Origin of the sequence: Candidatus Pelagibacter sp. (assembly GCF_052046145.1) — a bacterium.
Taxonomy (GTDB): domain Bacteria; phylum Pseudomonadota; class Alphaproteobacteria; order Pelagibacterales; family Pelagibacteraceae; genus Pelagibacter.
On record NZ_JBNGZR010000001.1, the window covers coordinates 1,218,027 to 1,238,804 of the forward strand.

Annotated in this window: 23 protein-coding genes and 1 tRNA gene; 12 read left to right on the plus strand and 12 right to left on the minus strand. The window is 28.4% G+C overall.

The window, feature by feature from the left end; translation table 11 throughout:
- Positions 1–9: 9 nt before the first annotated feature.
- From ACTT88_RS06540 to hemC, 7 genes are read right to left on the minus strand one after another with little or no spacing between them, the layout of a single operon-like run.
- Entirely contained in the window at positions 10–285 is a 276-nt protein-coding gene (locus ACTT88_RS06540; RefSeq protein ID WP_440908494.1) for an SHOCT domain-containing protein, read from the minus strand.
- A 3-nt stretch (positions 286–288) separates the two neighbouring features.
- Positions 289–492 carry a hypothetical protein gene (locus tag ACTT88_RS06545; RefSeq protein WP_440908495.1) on the minus strand — a complete coding sequence of 68 codons (204 nt, stop codon included), beginning with the start codon at positions 490–492 and terminating at the stop codon, positions 289–291.
- A 38-nt stretch (positions 493–530) separates the two neighbouring features.
- Positions 531–1,376, minus strand: coding sequence for a bifunctional 5,10-methylenetetrahydrofolate dehydrogenase/5,10-methenyltetrahydrofolate cyclohydrolase (locus tag ACTT88_RS06550; RefSeq protein WP_440908496.1), 846 nt, complete (start codon positions 1,374–1,376; stop codon positions 531–533).
- Between the two features lie 9 nt (positions 1,377–1,385).
- Positions 1,386–1,676: a YggT family protein gene (locus ACTT88_RS06555; RefSeq protein WP_023854572.1), complete on the minus strand. Its 291-nt coding sequence runs from the start codon at positions 1,674–1,676 to the stop codon at positions 1,386–1,388.
- Positions 1,673–2,758: a mechanosensitive ion channel family protein gene (locus tag ACTT88_RS06560; RefSeq protein WP_440908497.1), complete on the minus strand. Its 1,086-nt coding sequence runs from the start codon at positions 2,756–2,758 to the stop codon at positions 1,673–1,675. Before ACTT88_RS06560 ends, ACTT88_RS06555 begins: the two co-directional genes overlap by 4 nt.
- Positions 2,759–2,760: 2 nt before the next feature.
- Entirely contained in the window at positions 2,761–3,459 is a 699-nt protein-coding gene (locus ACTT88_RS06565; RefSeq protein WP_440908498.1) for a uroporphyrinogen-III synthase, read from the minus strand.
- Between the two features lies 1 nt (position 3,460).
- Positions 3,461–4,378, minus strand: a complete 918-nt coding sequence (hemC, locus tag ACTT88_RS06570) for a hydroxymethylbilane synthase (RefSeq protein WP_440908499.1) — start codon at positions 4,376–4,378, stop codon at positions 3,461–3,463.
- Positions 4,379–4,432: 54 nt separating this feature from the next.
- On the opposite strand from hemC, the gene tsaD reads away from it, so the two are divergent.
- The 3 genes from tsaD to acs are packed head-to-tail and all read left to right on the plus strand — an operon-like array spanning position 4,433 to position 8,031.
- A complete protein-coding gene (tsaD, locus tag ACTT88_RS06575; protein WP_440908500.1) occupies positions 4,433–5,506 on the plus strand; it encodes a tRNA (adenosine(37)-N6)-threonylcarbamoyltransferase complex transferase subunit TsaD in 1,074 nt (357 codons plus the stop codon).
- Positions 5,506–5,919: an EVE domain-containing protein gene (locus ACTT88_RS06580; RefSeq protein ID WP_440908501.1), complete on the plus strand. Its 414-nt coding sequence runs from the start codon at positions 5,506–5,508 to the stop codon at positions 5,917–5,919. The genes tsaD and ACTT88_RS06580 overlap by 1 nt, the downstream gene beginning before the upstream one ends.
- Before the next feature lie 15 nt (positions 5,920–5,934).
- Positions 5,935–8,031, plus strand: a complete 2,097-nt coding sequence (acs, locus tag ACTT88_RS06585; RefSeq protein ID WP_440908502.1) for an acetate--CoA ligase — start codon at positions 5,935–5,937, stop codon at positions 8,029–8,031.
- On the opposite strand, the gene ACTT88_RS06590 is transcribed toward acs, so the two are convergent.
- Positions 8,028–8,651 (minus strand): esterase, encoded by a 624-nt coding sequence (locus ACTT88_RS06590; RefSeq protein WP_440908503.1) that lies wholly within the window; start codon positions 8,649–8,651, stop codon positions 8,028–8,030. The two genes, acs and ACTT88_RS06590, sit on opposite strands and share 4 nt — an antisense overlap.
- Before the next feature lie 135 nt (positions 8,652–8,786).
- Here ACTT88_RS06590 and ACTT88_RS06595 point away from each other — a divergent pair, with 135 nt between their 5' ends.
- From ACTT88_RS06595 to purH, 6 genes are all read left to right on the plus strand, one after another.
- A complete protein-coding gene (locus ACTT88_RS06595) occupies positions 8,787–9,047 on the plus strand; it encodes a DUF4212 domain-containing protein (RefSeq protein ID WP_271560210.1) in 261 nt (86 codons plus the stop codon).
- On the plus strand, positions 9,044–10,858 hold the full coding sequence (locus ACTT88_RS06600; RefSeq protein ID WP_440908630.1) for a sodium:solute symporter family protein: 1,815 nt from the start codon (positions 9,044–9,046) through the stop codon (positions 10,856–10,858). The genes ACTT88_RS06595 and ACTT88_RS06600 overlap by 4 nt, the downstream gene beginning before the upstream one ends.
- Positions 10,859–10,927: 69 nt before the next feature.
- Positions 10,928–11,278, plus strand: a complete 351-nt coding sequence (locus ACTT88_RS06605) for a hypothetical protein (RefSeq protein WP_440908504.1) — start codon at positions 10,928–10,930, stop codon at positions 11,276–11,278.
- A gap of 34 nt (positions 11,279–11,312) precedes the next feature.
- Complete coding sequence (gene rpe, locus ACTT88_RS06610; protein WP_440908505.1) at positions 11,313–11,972, plus strand: ribulose-phosphate 3-epimerase; 660 nt, start codon at positions 11,313–11,315, stop codon at positions 11,970–11,972.
- A gap of 4 nt (positions 11,973–11,976) precedes the next feature.
- On the plus strand, positions 11,977–13,602 hold the full coding sequence (locus tag ACTT88_RS06615) for a heparinase II/III family protein (protein WP_440908506.1): 1,626 nt from the start codon (positions 11,977–11,979) through the stop codon (positions 13,600–13,602).
- On the plus strand, positions 13,602–15,140 hold the full coding sequence (gene purH, locus ACTT88_RS06620; RefSeq protein ID WP_440908507.1) for a bifunctional phosphoribosylaminoimidazolecarboxamide formyltransferase/IMP cyclohydrolase: 1,539 nt from the start codon (positions 13,602–13,604) through the stop codon (positions 15,138–15,140). The genes ACTT88_RS06615 and purH overlap by 1 nt, the downstream gene beginning before the upstream one ends.
- On the opposite strand, the gene ACTT88_RS06625 is transcribed toward purH, so the two are convergent.
- The 3 genes from ACTT88_RS06625 to ACTT88_RS06635 form a co-directional block, all read right to left on the minus strand.
- Entirely contained in the window at positions 15,130–15,477 is a 348-nt protein-coding gene (locus ACTT88_RS06625) for a 4a-hydroxytetrahydrobiopterin dehydratase (RefSeq protein ID WP_440908508.1), read from the minus strand. The genes purH and ACTT88_RS06625 overlap by 11 nt on opposite strands.
- A complete protein-coding gene (locus ACTT88_RS06630; RefSeq protein ID WP_440908509.1) occupies positions 15,470–16,315 on the minus strand; it encodes a sulfotransferase domain-containing protein in 846 nt (281 codons plus the stop codon). Before ACTT88_RS06630 ends, ACTT88_RS06625 begins: the two co-directional genes overlap by 8 nt.
- A 17-nt stretch (positions 16,316–16,332) precedes the next feature.
- Positions 16,333–16,407, minus strand: a tRNA-Gly gene (locus ACTT88_RS06635).
- Positions 16,408–16,527: 120 nt separating this feature from the next.
- On the opposite strand from ACTT88_RS06635, the gene ACTT88_RS06640 reads away from it, so the two are divergent.
- The 3 genes from ACTT88_RS06640 to ACTT88_RS06650 are packed head-to-tail and all read left to right on the plus strand — an operon-like array spanning position 16,528 to position 19,401.
- Complete coding sequence (locus ACTT88_RS06640) at positions 16,528–17,361, plus strand: hypothetical protein (protein WP_440908510.1); 834 nt, start codon at positions 16,528–16,530, stop codon at positions 17,359–17,361.
- Positions 17,362–17,387: 26 nt separating this feature from the next.
- The gene (locus tag ACTT88_RS06645) at positions 17,388–18,059 is read left to right on the plus strand and encodes a hypothetical protein (RefSeq protein WP_440908511.1); all 672 of its coding nucleotides are present in this window, start codon (positions 17,388–17,390) and stop codon (positions 18,057–18,059) included.
- 16 nt (positions 18,060–18,075) lie between these two features.
- A complete protein-coding gene (locus tag ACTT88_RS06650; protein ID WP_440908512.1) occupies positions 18,076–19,401 on the plus strand; it encodes a tetratricopeptide repeat protein in 1,326 nt (441 codons plus the stop codon).
- A gap of 1 nt (position 19,402) precedes the next feature.
- Here the strand turns inward: ACTT88_RS06650 and ACTT88_RS06655 are convergent, their stop codons facing one another.
- The gene (locus ACTT88_RS06655; protein WP_440908513.1) at positions 19,403–20,770 is read right to left on the minus strand and encodes a tetratricopeptide repeat-containing sulfotransferase family protein; all 1,368 of its coding nucleotides are present in this window, start codon (positions 20,768–20,770) and stop codon (positions 19,403–19,405) included.
- Positions 20,771–20,778 lie beyond the last annotated feature (8 nt).

The window sequence follows — 20,778 nt, forward strand, 5'->3', positions numbered from 1 at the left end:
TTAAACTATTTAATTATTTAATAGTTTATTTTTCGCCTTTTCAAATTCCTCTTGAGAAATAATTCCTTTTTCTTTTAAATCATTCAATTTAGCAAGTTCATCACTTAAATTGCTGCTTTGTTCATCAGAAGTCTCGCTTGTCTCCCTACCCTCACTTTCAGCTTCCTCTTTCTCAGCTCTATTAGCTTCCTTAGACTTAAAACCATTCATAATTGCCATTCCACCTAAGTATAAAACATAAGCCATGATAGGAATAACCAATCCAAAAAAAATTATTTTTTCCATAATTTAATCTTCATCTTCTTCACGCCAGTTTTTTTCATACATTAAATATGCAGCGTATATTACTGATACAGTACCTACAATCATACCATAATCAAAACCAGTTTGCTTGTCATGCAAATACCAACCTATCTGAGTTGCCCCAATAGGTGGAACTGTAAGAAGCAAAAAAATTATACCAAATCTGTATGGTCTTTTAGGTTTTTTCATCCTAATAAATTAACAGATTACAGCTTATGGTTTAATTATTAAATTTGCGATCTTTTGAAACAGTCAATCGTATTTTTAAGCAAACATGCAATAGTCATTGGACCTACACCGCCTGGAACTGGTGTAAGTGCTTTTGCATTTTTTGAAACTTCATCAAAATGAACATCACCAACTATACCGTTGTCAGTTTTATTTATACCAACATCAATAACAATAGCATCTTTTTTAACCCAATCTCCTCTAACAAGTTCGGGTATACCTACAGCGGCAACAATTATATCTGCCTCTAAACATTCAGCTTTTAAATCTTTAGTTTTTGAATGAGTTATAGTTACGGTGCAATTTTCTTTTAAAAGAAGTTGTGTCATTGGTTTACCATTTAAATTTGATCTACCCACAACCACAGCTTTTTTACCACTTAAATTGGGTTCAATCTTTTTTATCAACAAATAACATCCAAGCGGAGTACAAGGTATCGAACTTTCATAACCAGATGAAAGATTGCCTACATTCATTGGATGAAATCCATCTACGTCCTTTGAGGGAACAATAGCTTCTATTACCTTCTGCTTATCAATATGCTTAGGTAAAGGAAGTTGAACTAAAATTCCTGAAACAGTTTCATCGCTGTTTAGTTCTTGAATTTTTTCTAGAACAATCTTTTCTTCAACTGTGTCTGGATATTTAATTACTTCAGATTTTAATCCTACCTCATTTGCTGACTTCTCTTTATTTCTTACATAAATCTGACTAGGTGTTAAATCACCAATAAGTATTACTGTTAAACCTGGTACTTTATTATGTTTTGATTTTAACTCTGCAACTTCTTCCTTCAACTCTGCTCTTAATTCTGCGGCTGCTTTTTTTCCATCAATTAAAATCATATTTCTCTCTTAAAAAATCATTGGTGCGATGTACAGCTTCATACACATTTCGATAAACCAAATCAATAAAAGAAGAATGATCGGAGAAATATCTAGTGAACCTAAATTTGGCAAAAAACGTCTAATTTTATTCAGAAATGGCTCGGTTAATTTGTAACTCAACTCTAAAATTGCATACACAAACCTATTTTGAGTATTAAGAACGTTAAAAGCTATTAACCAACTTACAATAACATTGGCGATTACAACATAAGAGTACAATTTTAAAATTTGTAAAACTAAATAAAAAATAGCTATCATTTTTTCTCAACGTAAATCGACTGACTTGGGAAAGCAAATGAAGCACCATTTTTTTCTACAATTTCTTTAATCGCAATCGCTAATCTTTCTTTTACATCAAGCCAATTATTCCAACTTCCTGTTTTTGTAAAGCATCTTACATACATATCTATTGAACTATCAGAAAATTTATCAACTCTTACCGCAACACCAATTGAGGTATTATAATCTTCGCTTGAATTAATATGACTTTCGATTTCATCTCTAATTTTTTTTAACTGATCTACAGAAGTGTCGTATTGAAGTGTAATAATCCAACTGATTAACCAATTTGAGGTTTCACTTACATTTACAACTGCGTTTTCGGCAAATTGAAAATTTGGAATAATAGCAAGAGATTTGTCAAATTTTCTAATTGTTGTTGATCTAAATCCAATCTTTTCTACTACACCTTCAATAATACCCTCAACAGCTATCCAGTCTCCAATTTTAAATCTCTTTTCAACTAAAACTAAAATTCCTGATATTAAATTTTTGAATAGATCTTGTGCCCCTAATGCTACAGCAACACCAAACAATCCAAGACCTGCAATGATTGGACCTATTTTAATTCCCCACAATTCTAAAACTGCTGCTAAACCTAAAATAAAAATTAAAATTTTTAGCGATTTAATTATCCAGCCAATAAGTTCTCTCGTTAACAATTTATCTAAACCACTAAGTATGTATGAGATTGGTTCTATAATTTGGTGAATTACCCAAAAAATTAAAATAGTGATCAACGTTCTATTAATTGTATCTACTACTTCTCTTCCTTCTAATGAGAAAGTCATGTAGTAACTTGCAATAAAAAATCCTAATACAATTGGTAAAAACCTTGCTGGACCTACAAGTGATTGAACAAAAGTATCATCTAATTTATTTGTTGTTCTTTTAGAGATAATTTCTAATTTTTTAATAACTAATTTGCTTATTAGACCTCTAAAAATTAAGAACAGTAAAAATATTCCAATACCAATTAGGATTTGAAATATATCAACACCAAGAATTCCTTTATTCCATACTGATAAAAATATCTCTGAAAAATTATTAATTAATTCCATTTCTAAATTTTATATAACAAAAACTCTTCTTCTCCAGGATTAAAAAGAAAAATCTTTTTCCATTTGATTTCGTTCAGTATTGACGAGGTTTTTTCGCCTATACACATCAAATTTGTATTCATCCATAAATTTTCGGTTTGGTAAATCTTCATGAAATTTAAGAAACTTGACGCACTATTTTGAGAGTAAACATAGACCATATCAGGCATATTTAATTTTAATTCATTAACAAATTTCTCATCAAATTTTTGATTATGATCTACTCTGTAATTAATAATTCTTTTTACCTTAAAACCTTCGCTTAATAACTGTTGATCTAAATCAACCGATATTGTTTCACCACTTACGTAAAGTAATTCTTTATTTTTGGACTCATAACTTTGTATAATTAACTCCTTTAAGTTTGTGACATTTCCTTCAGCCGCAATTGTATTTTGAAAACCAACACTTCTTGCTTTGTTTTCTGTAGCGTTTCCAACACAAAAGCATTTAATATTTTTATCTAATTTTACTGTGTTTAAAAATTTTACTGCATTTGCACTAGTAAAAACAATTCCACCATATTCAGAAAAGTTAATTTCTTCATAATTAACCTTTTCAATTCTTATTAATGGGAGATGAGAAACTTGATGTCCTAATGATTGAAATTTTATTATCATTTCAGAACAATCCTCCAGTGGTCTAGTTAACAAAATATGCATATTATCTTTTATATGAATTATTTGATTTTGTTTTTAAAAGTATTCCAATCTCTTTACCAATTTCTTTAAACTCATTTAAATTACCAACTTTTTTTTCATAAAACCTTTGTTTACCATCTAAAGAAAAAAGTTCAGCCTCCACTATAATCTTATCTCCATCAACCACTGAATGAGCACCAATTGCTGTTTCACAATCTCCATCTAAAACTTTTAGAATATTTCTCTCAAGATGAGCTCTTTTATGTGTTTCCTCATGATTAATTTTGTTTAAAGTAGAAATTGTCTCATCATCATTCTGCCTACACTGAAGAGCAATTACGCCTTGTCCTGCACTAGGAATTATTTCTTCAGCTGAAAAAATTTCTGAGATTTCATTTTCAAATTTTAAAAATTTGATACCAGCATAAGATAAAATAATTGCATCATACATCCCTTCATTCAATTTTCTAATTCTAGTATCTACATTTCCTCTAATTAGTTTACAGTTCAAATCTTGTCTAATTTTTTTTATTTGAAATTCTCTTCTGTATGAGGAGGTACCAACAGTTGACTTTTCATCTAGGTCTTTAAGTTTTTTTTTGTTCTTTGTAATTAAAATCTCTCTAGGGTCATTTCTTTCAAGAAAAGAATCTGTCCTTAATCCTTCAGTCTCATTCGCGGGCATATCTTTCAGCGCGTGAACTGCAATATCAATATTTTTTAACTGAAGTTCTTTTTCAATATTACTAGAAAACAAACCTTTGCCACCAAGCTCAGATAATCTTATATCCTGTACTTCGTCACCTTTAGTTGTAATTGATTTAATTAAAATATCTTCATTGCCAAGGTCGGTATTTTCAATAATCTTATTTTTAGCCTGTTGAGCATAAAGTAAGGCAAGCTTGCTACCCCTAGTTCCAATTATTATTTTTTTTCTCATAAAAAATTATTTCTTACTTGTATAAAGATTGTACAATTATTAAAAACTATTTGAATGAGCAAAAAACCCTTAATTCTTGGAATAGAGTCTAGTTGTGATGAAACAGCAGCTTCTTTAATAACTGAAAATGAAGAAGGATTCCCAGTAGTTTTATCTAACATTATTTCTAGCCAAGATAAGGTTCATAGGGAGTTTGGTGGTGTAGTTCCTGAACTAGCAGCACGTTCACACATTGAAAAAATTGATTGGATTGTCAAAAAAGCTATTGATGAAAGTGGAAGAAAAATTGAAGAGATAGATGCGGTTGCTTCTACCGCTGGTCCTGGATTAATTGTTTGTTTATCAGTTGGGTTAAGTTTTGGTAAAGCTTTCGCAACATCAATGAATAAACCTTTTATTGCTGTTAATCATTTAGAGGGACATGCTTTAAGTCCAAAACTAAATACAAATTTAAATTATCCATATTTACTTCTTTTAATTTCTGGTGGGCACTCACAATATTTAAGTGTTCAGAATCTTGGTAAATATAAAAGATTGGGAACAACTATTGATGATGCATTAGGTGAGGCGTTTGACAAAACGGCAAAACTTTTAGGAATAGAATTTCCAGGAGGACCTCAAATAGAAATTTTAGCTAAAAAAGGTGATCCAGAAAAATATGATTTACCAAAACCAATTTTCAGCAAAGGAGGATGCAATCTTTCTTTTGCAGGTCTAAAAACTGCCGTGTTGAAGATAAGCAAAACAATTAAATCAGAACAAGATAAATATGATCTTGCAGCATCATTTCAAAAAACAATTGAAGAAATTTTATATAAGAAAACAAAAATCGCTTTTACTGAATTTGAAAAAATAAATGAACTTAATGAAAAAATTTTCGTTGTTGCTGGAGGGGTTGCGGCAAATAAAAAAATCAGATCTATGTTAAGTAATCTATGTGAAGAAAATAATTATATAAGTATTTTTCCACCTATAGAGTTCTGTGGAGATAATGCAGCAATGATTGCAATGGTAGGTTTAGAAAAATTTAAATTAAATCAATTTAATAATTTAGATTATCCAGCAAAGCCTAGATGGCCTTTAGATGAAGATGCAGCTTTTCTCAAAGGTGCTGGAGTTCAATTATAATGAAGTATTGGTTAATTAAATCTGAGCCAGATGTTTGGTCAATTAATCAACAAAAAAAAGCTGGAGTTAAAGGTGCACCTTGGGATGGTGTTAGAAATTATCAAGCTGCTAAAAATTTAAAGAGCATGAAGAAAGGAGATCTTTGTTTTTTTTATCATTCAAATATCGGAAAAGAGATAGTTGGAGTCGTAAAAGTTATTAAAGAATCTTATATAGATAAAACTGATAAAACAGGGAGGTTTGTTGCAGTTACTGTTCAATTTAAATCTAAATTTTCAAAGCCTATAACACTCGAAAGTATTAAAAAAAATAAGGATTTAAGCCATTTAGCTCTTATAAAGCAAAGTAGGCTTTCTGTAATGCCTGTTGATTATAAAAGCTGGAAAATTATAAATAACATGAGTAGAATTTAAAAAAAAAATTATCCTATGCCAAAAAAAAAGAAAAAGAAAAGCAAGGTAAGAAAAAAAAAGTCCAAAGTTAGAAAAAAAACCTCAAAAAAGGTGAAGAGAAAATCTAATGTAAGAAAAAAAACCTCAAAAAAAATAAAAAAAAAAATTAAAGCAAAAAAAGAAAACGGAAATATTCCTCCTGAAGTAATTATTAAAACAAAACCTGAATGGATTAAAAGTAGCTTAGCAAACAAAAGTAAATACCAACAAAAATATTCTCAATCAATAAAGGGTAATGATGAATTTTGGAGAAAAGAAGGTAAAAGAATTACTTGGATAAAACCTTATAAAAAAATTAAAGACGTAAAATATAGTACGAAAGAAGTAAAAATTAAATGGTTTGAAGATGGTACTTTAAATGCTTCTGCAAATTGTATTGATAGACATTTAAAAGATAAAAAAGATAAAACAGCAATTATTTGGGTAGGTGATGATCCAAAGGATAATCAGAAAATTTCTTATAAACAACTTCACCAAAAAGTTTCTAAAGCTGCAAATGGTTTAAAAAAATTAGGAATTAAAAAAGGCGATCGTGTAACAATTTATTTAACTATGATACCAGAGTTAGCAATTTTAATGCTGGCCTGTGTAAGAATTGGTGCAGTTCACTCTATTATTTTTGGTGGTTTTTCAGCAGACTCTATTTCTGGAAGAGTTAATGATTGTGAGTCTGAATACATTATTACTGCAGATGAAGGAGTACGAGGTGGAAAAACTATACCACTGAAATATACTGTTGATGAAGCTTTAATGAGTTGCCCAAATGTTAAGAACTGCATTGTTGTAAAACGAACAGGTAATTATATCAACTGGGATCAAAATAGAGATGTTTGGTATCATGATTTAATTAAAGACGTTCCTAATCACTGTGAGCCTGAGGAAATGAATGCGGAAGATCCTTTATTCATCTTATATACTTCCGGTTCAACAGGTAAACCTAAAGGAGTTCTTCACACTACCGGTGGGTATATGGTTTATGCATCAATGACACATCAATATATTTTCAACTATAAACCAAAAGATATTTATTGGTGTACTGCTGATATTGGTTGGGTAACTGGACATAGTTATATTATTTATGGACCACTTTCGAACGGTGCAACTACTATAATGTTTGAAGGAATTCCAAATTATCCCGATAGTTCAAGGTGGTGGCAAATAGTTGATAAATACAAGGTAAATACTTTTTATACAGCTCCAACTGCAATTAGAGCTTTGATGCGTGAAGGAGATAAACCTGTTAAAAAAACATCTAGAAAATCACTTAAACTTTTAGGAACTGTAGGAGAACCAATAAATCCAGAAGCTTGGATGTGGTACTATAAAACTGTAGGTAATTCTAAATGCCCAATAGTAGATACTTGGTGGCAAACAGAAACCGGAGGTATAATGATTGCTCCTCAAACAGGTGCAATTCCTCTTAAACCTGGATCTGCAACAAAACCTTTCTATGGAATCAAGCCAGTGCTTGTAGATAAAAACGGCAAAGAAATTAAAGGAGCTGGAGAAGGAAGATTATGTATAGCTCAATCATGGCCTGGACAAATGAGAACTGTTTATGGTGATCATCAAAGATTTATCGATACATACTTTTCTCAATTTAATGGAAAATATTTCACTGGTGATGGATGTCGAAGAGATAAAGATGGATATTACTGGATCACTGGTCGAGTAGATGATGTAATTATTGTTTCGGGACATAATCTTGGAACAGCTGAAATTGAAAGTGCGTTTGTTGCTCATCCAAAAGTAGCTGAAGCTGCTGTGGTTGGTTATCCCCATGATATTAAAGGTAATGGGTTGTATTGTTATGTAACCTTGAATGCAGGAGAAAGCGAAACTGGTGAACTAGAAAGAGATCTAAAACTTTGGGTTAGAAAACAAATTGGTCCTTTAGCAACTCCAGATCTAATTCATTTTACTCCGGGTCTTCCTAAAACAAGATCAGGAAAAATAATGAGAAGAATTTTAAGAAAAATTGCTGCTAACGAGCATGGTCAATTAGGAGACACCACTACTCTAGCGGATCCAAGTGTTGTTGATAGTTTAGTAGATAATAGAAAAAATATTTAAAACTGAATTAAATCTTTAAACTCTTGTTTAACAACATCCCATTTTAAAATCATCGAATTTAAAACAATCTTTCGATCTAAAGTTTTTAATTCGTCTGCAATTGGAGCCCACTTATATAAAGAAAGAGCACTAGGATTAAAAGGTAAGTCTTGATAATATCCATCCCAATTTATTTTCTCTAATCGTTCGTCAAAACTTTTCCTAGCTTCATCAATAATATCTAACGGCATCTTATTAGAAATTTCGTCATCTAAAATTTTATTGAAAATTTCGTTCGCTTTATGAATATCCTGATAATTGAAATTAACTTTTAAATATGAAAAAGTAAAAAAAGTTAAATCTTGTAATGCAACAGAATAAATATTCCATTTAGCAAGATTTACTGATGACATAAATTCATCATTATCAAAATGAAGAACATATCTTGTTCCCATTCGAGTTTTTAAATAATTATATAAAGTAACTTGAGTAGCCCAGGCAGATTTTGTTTGAATAAACTGCTCTAAGTCATCCAAAGTTTTTATTTTTTTCTTTGGAATAAACGCCTTAAACATGGCGAATAAATATGTTTTGAAATCCTCAAGTTTTATGTCTCTCCAAGTTAATTTGTATTTTCCCATGTTAATTTGTAAGTGCGCCAATTATATCTTAAAAAAGCAAGTAAATAAGTACCTTATATGGTGAATTTTAGGTCTTTTCAAAACCTTCATAATGGTTATGGTTTCAACCAGTTATAACTAAATAGAGAGGTATAAATGTCAAATCAACAAAAACACTGGGAAAAAACCAGGGGATTGTTATTTATAACACTGGCAATCTGGTTTGTTTTCTCAATTGGCATCTTTCTCTTTGGAGCTGAAATGAACGAGGTCACAGGACCTTTCGGTTATCCATGGACATACTGGTTTACATGTCAGGGATCTCTTGGTGCATTTGTAATCCTAATTTTCTGGTTTGCGAATAGACAAGAAAAAATCGATGAAGAGTTCGGCTTTAGCGAAAGAGAGGACGAATAATGAAAGGTAATTTCATAGATAATTTGCCTAAGATTTACGGAATCTATACAGGAGGATTTGTAGGTTTCATAATCATTATGGCAATTGCTGAACAGATGGGTATGACAGCTAAAACGATAGGTATCGCTTTCGTTGCATTTACTGTATTCATCTATGCATTAATCGGTTATCTATCAAGAACAGCCCAAGCAGATGCATATTATGTAGCTGGAAGGCAAGTACCAACAGTCTTCAACGGAATGGCGACTGCAGCAGACTGGATGTCTGGTGCATCATTCGTTGCTATGGCAGGTGGTATTTACTTTAAAGGTTACGGTTATATGGCACTACTTGTAGGTTGGACTGGTGGATACGTGCTTGTTGCATCTTTATTAGCACCATACCTAAGAAAATTTGGCTGTTATACAGTTCCAGATTTTATAGGTACGAGATACGGTGGTAATTTAGCTAGATTTAGCGCAGTTGTAGTTTTAACTGTTGCTTCATTTACTTATGTGACTGCACAAATTAACGCTACAGGTACTATTGCATCTGTTGCACTTGATATCCCATTCCAATACGCAGTTTATGTTGGACTAATAAGTATTTTATTATGTTCAATGTTAGGTGGTATGAGAGGGGTGACTTGGACACAGGTTGCACAATATATCGTTCTAATTATAGCATACCTACTTCCAGTATTCTGGATCAGTAACAAAATGGGTGCGGGTTTCTTCCCTCACTTTATGTTAGCTGATGAGGTTGCTAGAATTGGTGAATTAGAACAACAGTTCGGTTTTGTTAAAAACGCAGCTGCTGATCTAAAAACAGTACCTAAAGGCTTAGCAGGAATAACTAAAGCTCACTCTGCAGTGAACGCTACACCTTGGGCATTTATTTCATTAGCATTAGCGATGATGATGGGAACAGCTTCATTACCGCACGTGATGATGAGATACTTTACTACTCCAAGTGTAAAAGCAGCTAGAAAATCAGTAGGTTGGTCATTATTCTTTATCTTCCTACTTTATTCTTCTGCTCCAATGTTAGCTACATTATCTAAGTTATCATTGATCGACCCGAATTTACCAACTGGTATTATCGGTAAGACATTTGCAGAAGTGGAAGCGATAGATTGGTACCAAAACTGGAACCAAGCAAACCTAATGTTTATCAGCGACTTTAACGGAAATGGAACTCTTGAATTAAATGAGTTCTTCATGGGTGGTAAAGCCGTTGTATTAGCAACACCAGAGATAGCTGGATTACCTTATGTAATTTCAGGTCTAGTTGCTGCAGGAGGTATGGCAGCTGCCATGTCTACTGCCGATGGTTTGATTCTAGCGATTGCAAACGCTATATCACATGATGTTTACTATAAGATCATTGATCCAAAAGCGGAAACTGCAAAACGACTACTTGTTGCAAGGGTATTACTTGTAATAATTGGTTTTGCTGGAGCAACTATTGCAGCAATGGAGATACAAGGAATCTTAGGTTCGGTTATCTGGGCTTTTGATTTTGCGATGTCTGGATTGTTCTTCCCACTTGTACTTGGTGTATGGTGGAAGAGAGCTAATAGACAAGGTGCGATTGCTGGTATGCTAGGTGGTCTAATCGCTGGTGCATGGTACTTAGTTTGGGTACGAACTGGTGGAAGTGGATTCCTAGGAATTACACAGTTAACATTTGGTATCTTCGGATCAGCTGTTAGTTTAGTTTTAATGGTAATAGTTAGTTTAATGACTGCAGAACCAGATAAAGCTACTCAAAAAATGGTTGATGACGTGCGTGTACCAAGTGGTAAATCAATTCTTGGTAAATCACACTAAATAATCTTTTAAATGGGGCGATTAATTTCGCCCCTTTTATTTCAATAAATTTTCCAATATAAATTTTGAATGTCGGCTAATTTTCATCCTTTAATATATTTTATTGATTATTTGCTCGGGATCATCATGTGGACTCTTATTGGAAGAGTAGCGATGAATATTTTTCAAAAAGAAGACTCACAATTCTTTTTCATGAGAGTATTTGTAAAATACACCAATCCTCTAATAAAATTATTTAAACCAATAACACCCTCATTTATCATTGGGCCATTGGTACCCTTGTATGTTGCTTGGTTTTTCTACATGATTAGATTTTATCTGATGCCTTGGATCTTAGGCTACTCTGTCATGGGAATGTTGTCATTTCCTCTGGAGAGTGAAATTTCTAGACAAATTTATCAATTTTTTAATTCATTTTAATTTTTAAAATTGATACTAGTTAATCTAGTAATCAATGAAAAATATACAAATTTCACCATCAATTTTATCAGCTGATTTTAGTCAATTAGGTTCAGAAATTAAAAGACTCGAAGAAGGTGGAGCTGATATGATTCATGTCGATGTGATGGATGGTCATTTTGTTCCTAATCTAACAATAGGACCACCTGTAATTAAAGCACTTCGAAAACACTGTTCATTAAAATTTGATGTTCATTTAATGATTTCACCAGTACACAAATATATAGATGCTTACGCTGATGCGGGAGCAGATATAATTACTATTCATCCCGAAGCTACTGATAATTTAGAAGATTCAATAAAAAAAATAAGAGAAAAAAATAAGAAAGTTGGAGTTTCACTTAATCCTGAATCTAAAATTAATTTAATATTAGATCTATTAGATCAAATTGATTTAGTTTTAATTATGAGTGTAAATCCTGGATTCGGAGGTCAAAAATTTATGCCAGAAGTTTTAGATAAAATTAAAGAACTAAAAAAAATTAGAGAAAAAAATAAGATGGCTTTTGACATAGAAATTGATGGTGGCATCAATTTTGATAATTGCAAAAGTGCAATTGATGCTGGTGCTAATATTCTTGTTTCTGGTACTACAGTTTTTAAAAGTAATGATGGAGATATAAAGAAAAATATTAATTTATTAAAATTAAAATAAGTTAATGATTAATACAAATTCTTTGGGCATTTTAGGTCAATTTTATTCTAATATAAAAGAAAGTTTTAAATCAATTTATCAAAATTCAAATTTTTACGAAAAAAAAATATCAAAAACTTTTAACAGTAATTTTGAATATAAACCAAGTCCTCATTTGCTTTCGTCTATAATTAAATACCAAAATAAGAAATATAAAATTGAAGATTTTGCTATTGAATCAATTTGGCAAAATAATTTAAGCTCAAAAGATTATGAAAAATTAAATAATTTTTTCTGGTTTTTTAGCTTAGATTTAAAATCTTCAAAAAAAAATACACAAACAGTTGTCAAAAACTGGATTTCAAATAATAGTAAATATCAAAAAAAAAGCTGGGAATTTGATTTAACAGCAAAAAGAATTATTTCATGGTTATCAAATCACCAACTCACCTATGAAGATAGTGACCAGGAATACAGATCTACTTTTGATTATATGATTCAAAAACAGACTAATCATTTGTTAAATGAAATCAAAAACTCTAAGGAAGTGGAAAATAAGATGGTTGGATGCGCTGCAATAATTTTAACTGGATTAGCTTATAAAAATGAAAAACATTATCTTGAAAATGGATTGAATTTATTAAAAAATATCATTAAATTCTCAATTGATAATCAAGGCTTTACAAAATCTAGAAATATCCGACAACTAATATTTTATTTAAAATATTTTATAATTATTAGAGAGTGGTTCAAAGAATCTCAGAATTTAATTCCTGAATATATTGATGAGACCATTTATTATTTAGGCTCAAGTTACGCTTTCATATGGCAAAATATAAAACAAGATATTTTTTTTAATGGTAATTATTCTTCTGAAAATAAAGAATTTGATCAATATTTAAAAAGGTTTGGTTATACTTTCAAAAACAAAATTAATGAACTTAGTGGATATGCAATTCTTAAAAATAAAAAAATAATTCTTGCTGTTGATATAGGTTCTAGTCCTAATAAAACTTTTTCCAACGACTATCAAGCAGGTGCATTATCCTTTGAAATATTTTCAAATGAAAAAAAAATAATTTCAAATGCTGGTTATTACTCAGATAGAAATAATAAATTTAATAAATTATCAAGAAGCACTTCTCTTCATTCCACTTTAACCATTGAAGATTATTCTTCTTGTAATTTTACTAAACATCAAAAAAGTTTAATTATTGATAAGGGACTTAAAGTATCAAAAAAAAATGTGGTTTTTGAAAATAATTATTGGAAAATATCAGGTGCACATGATGGATATTCAATTAAATTTGGAACAATTTATGAAAGACAAATTGAGTTTTATCCAGAACAAATGAAATTTATTGGTTATGATAAATTATTAAGAAAAACACCTAATAAAGAAATTAAATTTGATATAAGATTTCATCTTGATCCAAGCTCAAAAGTAATGAAAACTCAAGACAACAAATCTATACTAATTGAAGTAGATGAAGAAGGTTGGAAATTTAGTTGTGATAACTTTGATATTAATATTGATAATGGTTTATATTTCGGTAATAAAAATTCATCTAAAGAAAACCAGAATATTTTTATCTCAGGAATGAATAATGAAAAAGAGCAAATAATAAAATGGGAGATCAGTAAATTATAATGAAGAAAAAAATCAAGACAGCTCTTATTTCTGTATCTGATAAAAAAAATTTAAAACCTTTATTAAATATTTTAAAAAAGAACAAAATTAAAATAATTAGTTCGGGTGGTACTTATAAAGAAATTAAAAGATTAAAATTTAATTGTTTAGAAGTATCTGATTTTACCAATTCTCCTGAAATTTTAGAGGGTAGGGTAAAAACTCTTCATCCAAAAATCCATGCAGGAATTTTAAATAAAAGAGAAAAAAAATCTCACTTAAAAGATCTTAAAGATAATAATTTTGAGAATATTGATTTAGTCATAGTTAATTTTTATCCATTTGAAAACACCCTTAAAAAAACAAATAATCATCATAAAATAATAGAAAATATAGATGTAGGTGGTCCTACTATGGTTAGATCTGCGGCTAAAAACTATAGTGATGTAGCTGTAATAACGTCTTCAGATCAATATGAGGAATTAATTCATGAACTAAAAAAATTCAGGGGATCTACTTCTTTAAATTTTAGGGAAAAACTATCAAGAATAGCGTTTGCTGAGACCGCTTATTATGACTCTTTAATTTCAAATTATTTTAACAAAAAAACAAATACTATTTTCCCTAGAAAAAAAATTTTTCATGGAAATCTAATAGAGCAACTTAGGTATGGAGAAAATCCTCATCAACAAAGTGCAATCTATTCAAGTAGTTCGAGTACAAATTTAAAACAAATTCATGGAAAACAACTAAGTTACAACAATTATAATGATATATTTAGTGCTCTAGCTATTTCAAGATCTTTACCAAAGGGTAAAGGAACAGTCATTGTTAAACATGCAAATCCATGTGGTGTTTCTGCTAAAAACGTCAATTTGGAAAGCTATAAATCTGCTCTTTCTTGTGATCCCGTAAGTGCTTTTGGTGGAATAATTTCCTGTAATTTTAAAATTACTAAAAATTTAGGTATAGAGTTAAATAAATTATTTTTAGAAGTCATAATTGCAAATGGATTTGAAAGGAGTGCTATTAAAATATTAAAAGCTAAAAAAAACTTAAGATTAATTGATGGAACAAATTATACATCAAAAGAACTTCTTAAATTTGTATCATTTAATCAAGATATAATGATACAATCAGAGGATTTAAATTTATTTTCAACCAAAAATTTTAAAGTCGTTTCAAAACGGAAACCAACAACAAAACAACTTAAAGATCTTATGTTTGCTTTCAATGTGTGCAGATATGTCAAATCAAACGCAATAGTGTTAGCATCAAACGAAACCACTGTCGGTATTGGTTCTGGTCAACCGAGTAGATTAGATAGCTGTGAAATAGCAATAAATAAAATGAAAAAATTTAATCTTCAAAATGATAATTTAGTTGCTGCCTCAGATGCATTCTTTCCTTTTGTAGATGGTATTGAAAAATTAGTACAATCTGGTGTTAAAGCAATAGTTCAGCCCTCTGGCTCAATAAGAGATAAAGAAATAATTAATTTTGCAAATGAAACTGATACTGTGCTTCTTTTTTCAAAGACAAGACATTTTAGACATTAGATATTTGATCTATTTTTGCAGCAAGAATAAAATCACTCTCTGCTAAACCTTTAATTGCATGTGTGAATATTTTAATTCTTGCATAACCCCATCCAAACCATAAATCAGGGTGATGACCTTCTGCCTCAGCTATTTCTCCAACTTTATTTACAAACTCTTGACTTTTTAAAAAATTATCAAATTTAAAACTTTTTATTAAATGAAAACCATCGATTTTATCCTCTAAAACTTCCCAGCCATCAACTTTTTTTAGATATTTATGTATTTCTTCAGTATTAAAAGGAGCTATATTTCCTTCACATGGTATACATTTCTTATTTGCTAAATCATCACTCATCTAAATAATTCAATTCTTTTAGTTCATTATTATAATATAAAAAAATTTTCTCTTTTATATCAGTTGGTAGTAGTTTCTGCCAACGATTATTAAAGCCCAAATTAAAAAAATTAATTTTTTTTCCTGTCTTGTTCGAGAATACACTTTCTTCAAAACCTTCATTTAACTCTTTATTTTTTAAGTTTGTAAAATTTGTAGATTTTATTGAATTTACAAATTTTTTTTCATCAATCTTATGACCTCTATTGGTTAATTTATTAATAAATAAAATTACTTTTTTAAAGGTTTCTTCTTTATTTGTTTCAAAATCTTCGTACTTAATAAATAAAACCTCAAAATTTGAATTATTTTTCCATGACTTATAATGATTTGCCCATGAATTAAGATAAGTAAAATTACTATGATCTAATTCATGAGACTTTTCTAAGAGAGACGAATTTTCATCTATCATGTGTTTAAACGCCTCAGAATATTCAAGAGAATAGTGATGTGTTAATGAGGTGATAACATTTCTTGGATCTCTAATTATATAAATTGCTCCTAGAGTTTGCTGTTTAGTGGTAAATTTATTTCCTTTAAATGGATATAAACAATTATGAGTCTTTACCAAATTTAAATTTTTTTTATCAAAAAAAGAATTTTGATTATACAACCAATTTCTACTAGCTTCCTCTTTGTCATTTGATTTAAATTTCGAGAACTTCATATTTGGAAACTGATGAATTTTAAGCAATTGATCGAAATCGAATTTTCCATCTTGTGAAAAATAATAACTTGCAAGAAAAGACCTAATATAGGTATTGCCACTTTTTGGGTATGATGCAATCCAAATTATCATGAATATTTTACATTATTTGGAGCGGGCAAAGGGGGTCGAACCCTCGACCTTCTCGTTGGCAACGAGACGCTCTACCACTGAGCTATGCCCGCTTATTATATATGTTTCAAAATTAGTGGTTTTTTAATATTTAGCAAGAGACAAAATATCTTAAATTATAATTTTTTATTTCTCTGTTATGCTTAATAAAAATAATAAAATAAAACTTATATATGAATAAAAATTCAAATTTATATAAAACTTCAAATAAATTTCTTTATTTACTAATTTTTATTCTCTTAATTCAAGCTTTTGATCAAAGTTTTGGATGGGGTATGAACTTCATGTTTCCAAATATATATTTTTATACATTTGGAACTCAAGATGAGGGTTGGAACCCATATATATGGAGTGAAAATGGAATTGTAGAGACTATACAAATATTATTATTATTGATGTCAATTGGTATTCTTCTAAATATATATTTTAGATTTCAATTTGGTATTAAAAATAAAATAATCAAATACTTCATTTTTTTTGAAATAATTGGTCTACTTTATTTTTTTTTAGAAGAAATAAGCTGGGGTCAACATATATTTGGTTTTAAAAGTTTTGAAATTTTTCTTACTAATGAAAGTGTTTTTTATAATAAACAAGGTGAAACTAATTTACATAATATATCAAACTTATTTAATGAGTTACCAAGATCTTTGGTAGTTATATGGTGTATTTTCCCTATTTTTTTTTATAAAATAATAAAAAAAGAAAATATTGTTCTGCGCATAATTTTACCTTCAAAAAAATTAATAACCATAAGTTTAATAATATCATTTTTTGTTTTACCAGATTTAATAATGAGTAAACTGAATTTAATTGATCATTCCTCTTTACATGTAATTAAAAATGATAGTTTTCAAAGTTTTGATAAAAGCACTCTTTTTAATTTAATAATTACAAGCAATTATTTTAGACTTTCTGAATTACAAGAATTATTATTTTCTTATTATTTTTTATGGCATTCTCTTTATCTAAAAGAGTTATTACTTAAAAAATTTAATATAAAATAATTTAAGTTGTAATATAAATTAATAATATGAATAATAAATTTTATAAATTCTTTGATCAAATAAAAGACGATCTAGGTGTAAGAAAATCATCTTTTATAAAAATTTTCAAATATTTAGATGAACTTAAAGGACCAATTAACATTGTCGAAACTGGATGTTTAAGAATAAAAGACAACTATGCTGGTGATGGTCAAAGTACATTACTTTTTGATAAATACACACTATCTAGGGAACCTGGGTCTAAAGTTTATACAGTCGATATCGACCAAAACGCAACTAAAATTTGTAAATCTGTTGTAAGTGAAAATGTTGAGGTAAATACTGGTGATAGCGTTCAGTATTTAATTGAATTAATGAAACGTTTAAAACTTGAAGGAAAAAAAATTTCATTATTTTACTTAGACTCATTTGACGTAAATTGGCAATTTCCTCATCAATCAGCAGCTCATCACCTAAAAGAACTAACTGCAATTATTGATTCTATTTCAGAAAATACGTTAGTTGTTGTTGATGATGCGCCAATATTTTTGCCTATGCAAATTGAAAATAAAAAATATCAAGCGATTACCCAACATCCTGCACCTGGTGCATTTGTAGGTGGAAAAGGTTATCTCATAAACGAATATGCAAATACTTGTGGGGCTAAAATTTTTTTTTCAAATTATCAAACAGCATGGATAGGATTTAAAAAAAAATAAATAATTTTAATTATTGATGATTATTAACCTCGAAAATTCACAAGAATTACAAATAATTATTAATGATATAGAAGAAAAAAAATTTAAAAATGCTTTAGAAAAAATAAAGTCAATTTCTTCGAAATATCCAAATAATCAAATTTTATTTAAATTATTTGCTAATATATATTTCAATCTTAATGAATGGGAAAATGCAGTTAAATACTATAAAAAATTATTAAATTTTGAGAATAAAAAATATGGAATATACGTCAATATAGGTGTTGCATTATTTAAACTTGGAAAAATAAATGAATCAATTCCTTATTTTAAGAATGCTATTAAAGAGAAACCAAATTATTACTTAGCATATGATAATTTAGGAATTTCATATCTTGAAATTGGTAAATTTGAAGAAGCAATACAAAATTTTATTCTATCATTAGAATTGAATGAAGAAAATATTAATTCACAAAATAATTTAATCAGGACTTTAAGTTTATCAAAACCAAAAGATGCAAATAGACATATTTTATTAAAAATTGATTTTCATATCTCAAAAATTAATAACGAATTTAAATTAAAAAATAATTTAGATGAACATAATATTAAAAAAATTTTAAAAAAAAGTGATCAATTAATAAATAATTTAAAAAAAAATATTAATTTTAATGAAACTCAAATATTTAGAAATAATTCAATAAACTTAAACTGTAAAAGACATTTTAAGGTATTTAACAAATTTAATATAATTCCAAAATATTGTTTTAGTTGCTACAAAGTCCAGGTTAATTTAAGTAATGTGGTTGATTTAATTAAACTCTATTTTGCTTTTGATAATCTCAATTTAAAAAACAATAATACTAGAAAATGTATAGTGGAAACAAGAGATAAGATAAAAGGAAACTATAAAGGATACTTGTATTGTGAAGATCTATCAGATGCAGAAACTGTGAAAAAAATAGTTGAAGATAAACTTTTAAATATGAACTTAGAAAATCACAGTATAACAATTAAACATGGGTGCTCTGAATTTTACAAATCTTATCCTAAGTTTGAAAAAATTAATTATGAGGGCAAACAAGAATTTGAATATAATAAAAATTGGGAGCAGAAAGAAAAATTAGTAGATGATGATGAGCCAAAAAGAATTAATGCAGATAAAAAAATCTGGAAAGCGAGTCTTAGAGGGCTAAACCTTTCGGATATTTTAATTATTTATAACTGGCTTTATTATGCCAAAGCTACTGAGGATTTTTCGTATAAAAGAATTTATGAAAAAGAAATAAAAACCTCTTTAACAATTAAAAGTTTATTAATTAAACAATTAGATTTTAGAAGACAACAACTAAATCAATGGTAAATTAGACAATATTGAGCCAACTATAACTCTTTTTGTATTTATTTAACATTTCGAAATAAGGTTTATATTTATCAAGATTATATTTTTCTATTTTAGATCTAATCTGAGTATTACTGAGTGTCTTGCTATATAAATTTTTTCTCTTATAAAATTTTAAAACATCTTGATTCCATTCTAGATTACAAAAATTAAATATATCTTTAGAGACTTCTGTACTGTTTTTAGTAAAATTTTCTAAATCAATGTTTATTATAGACTCTCTATATTTTAAGTTAAAGGTTTTCATTACTTTCAAATAGTTATCAATATAAATTAAAATATTCTCGACATTATGAGTCCAAGATAATTCGGGTAACATGGATTGATAGATTGAAATTACTGAGTCAACAGGGTTTCTAAATGTATGAATAAATTTTGCATTTGGATAAATGTTATAAATTATTTCAATATTAAAAAAATTTTCTAAAGATTTATCAATAAATTTTGTATCTTCTTTAATTTTATTATTAAATTGAAAATATCTATTAAATACATTTTTTCTTATGCTTTCTTTTTGAATAGAAAATTCAAATGATTTTATATCAAAATCTTTTTTATAAATCTTTTTTCCTATTTCATTTAGAACAGACATATTTATAACATTACATTCACCAAATGAGAAAATTTTTTCTTTACTTGAAGTTAAGATTGATTCAATTAATGTAGAGCCTGATCTGGGTAATCCTATTATAAAAATTGGTTCACTTTTTGATTTTTTAAAAATTTCTGTATTATAATTATTAAATTTAATTTTATTATAATGATTACAAATAATCTTATTATAATAGAACAGTGATGATCTATTGTATGTCAAATTTGATTTATAAATATCCTCGTGTGAGCTCTCCAAGTAATCTAATTCTTTTTTATATTTCTTGTTTTTTTTTTCTTTTTTTGAAAGTAAAAAATTTATAAACCCTTTTTCATACAAGTTAATTTTATCGGTATTTTTAATTTCAATTAGATTTTCAAACATCTCATCTGATAAATTGTTATTATCTAGAGTATATAGACCATAGTATGCTCTAATATTTGACTTATTCAATTTTAATATTGATAGGTATATTCTTTTTGCTTTTTCAAATTTGCCTAATGCTTGGAATGTAATTGCTAAATTATGCAAAGTAGAAATGGACTTTGGATCTATTTTTAAACATTTATCATAATATTTTATACTTTTTTCATATTTATTTAACTCGTAATAAATTAGTCCTAAATAAAAAAAAATTTTTAGATCATTGCTGTTTTTTTTATCTAATTTTAAGAATATATTTAATGCTTTCCCAAATTCTTTTTGTTTAACAAGTTTTTGTGCTTCAATAAGGTTCATATGAATAT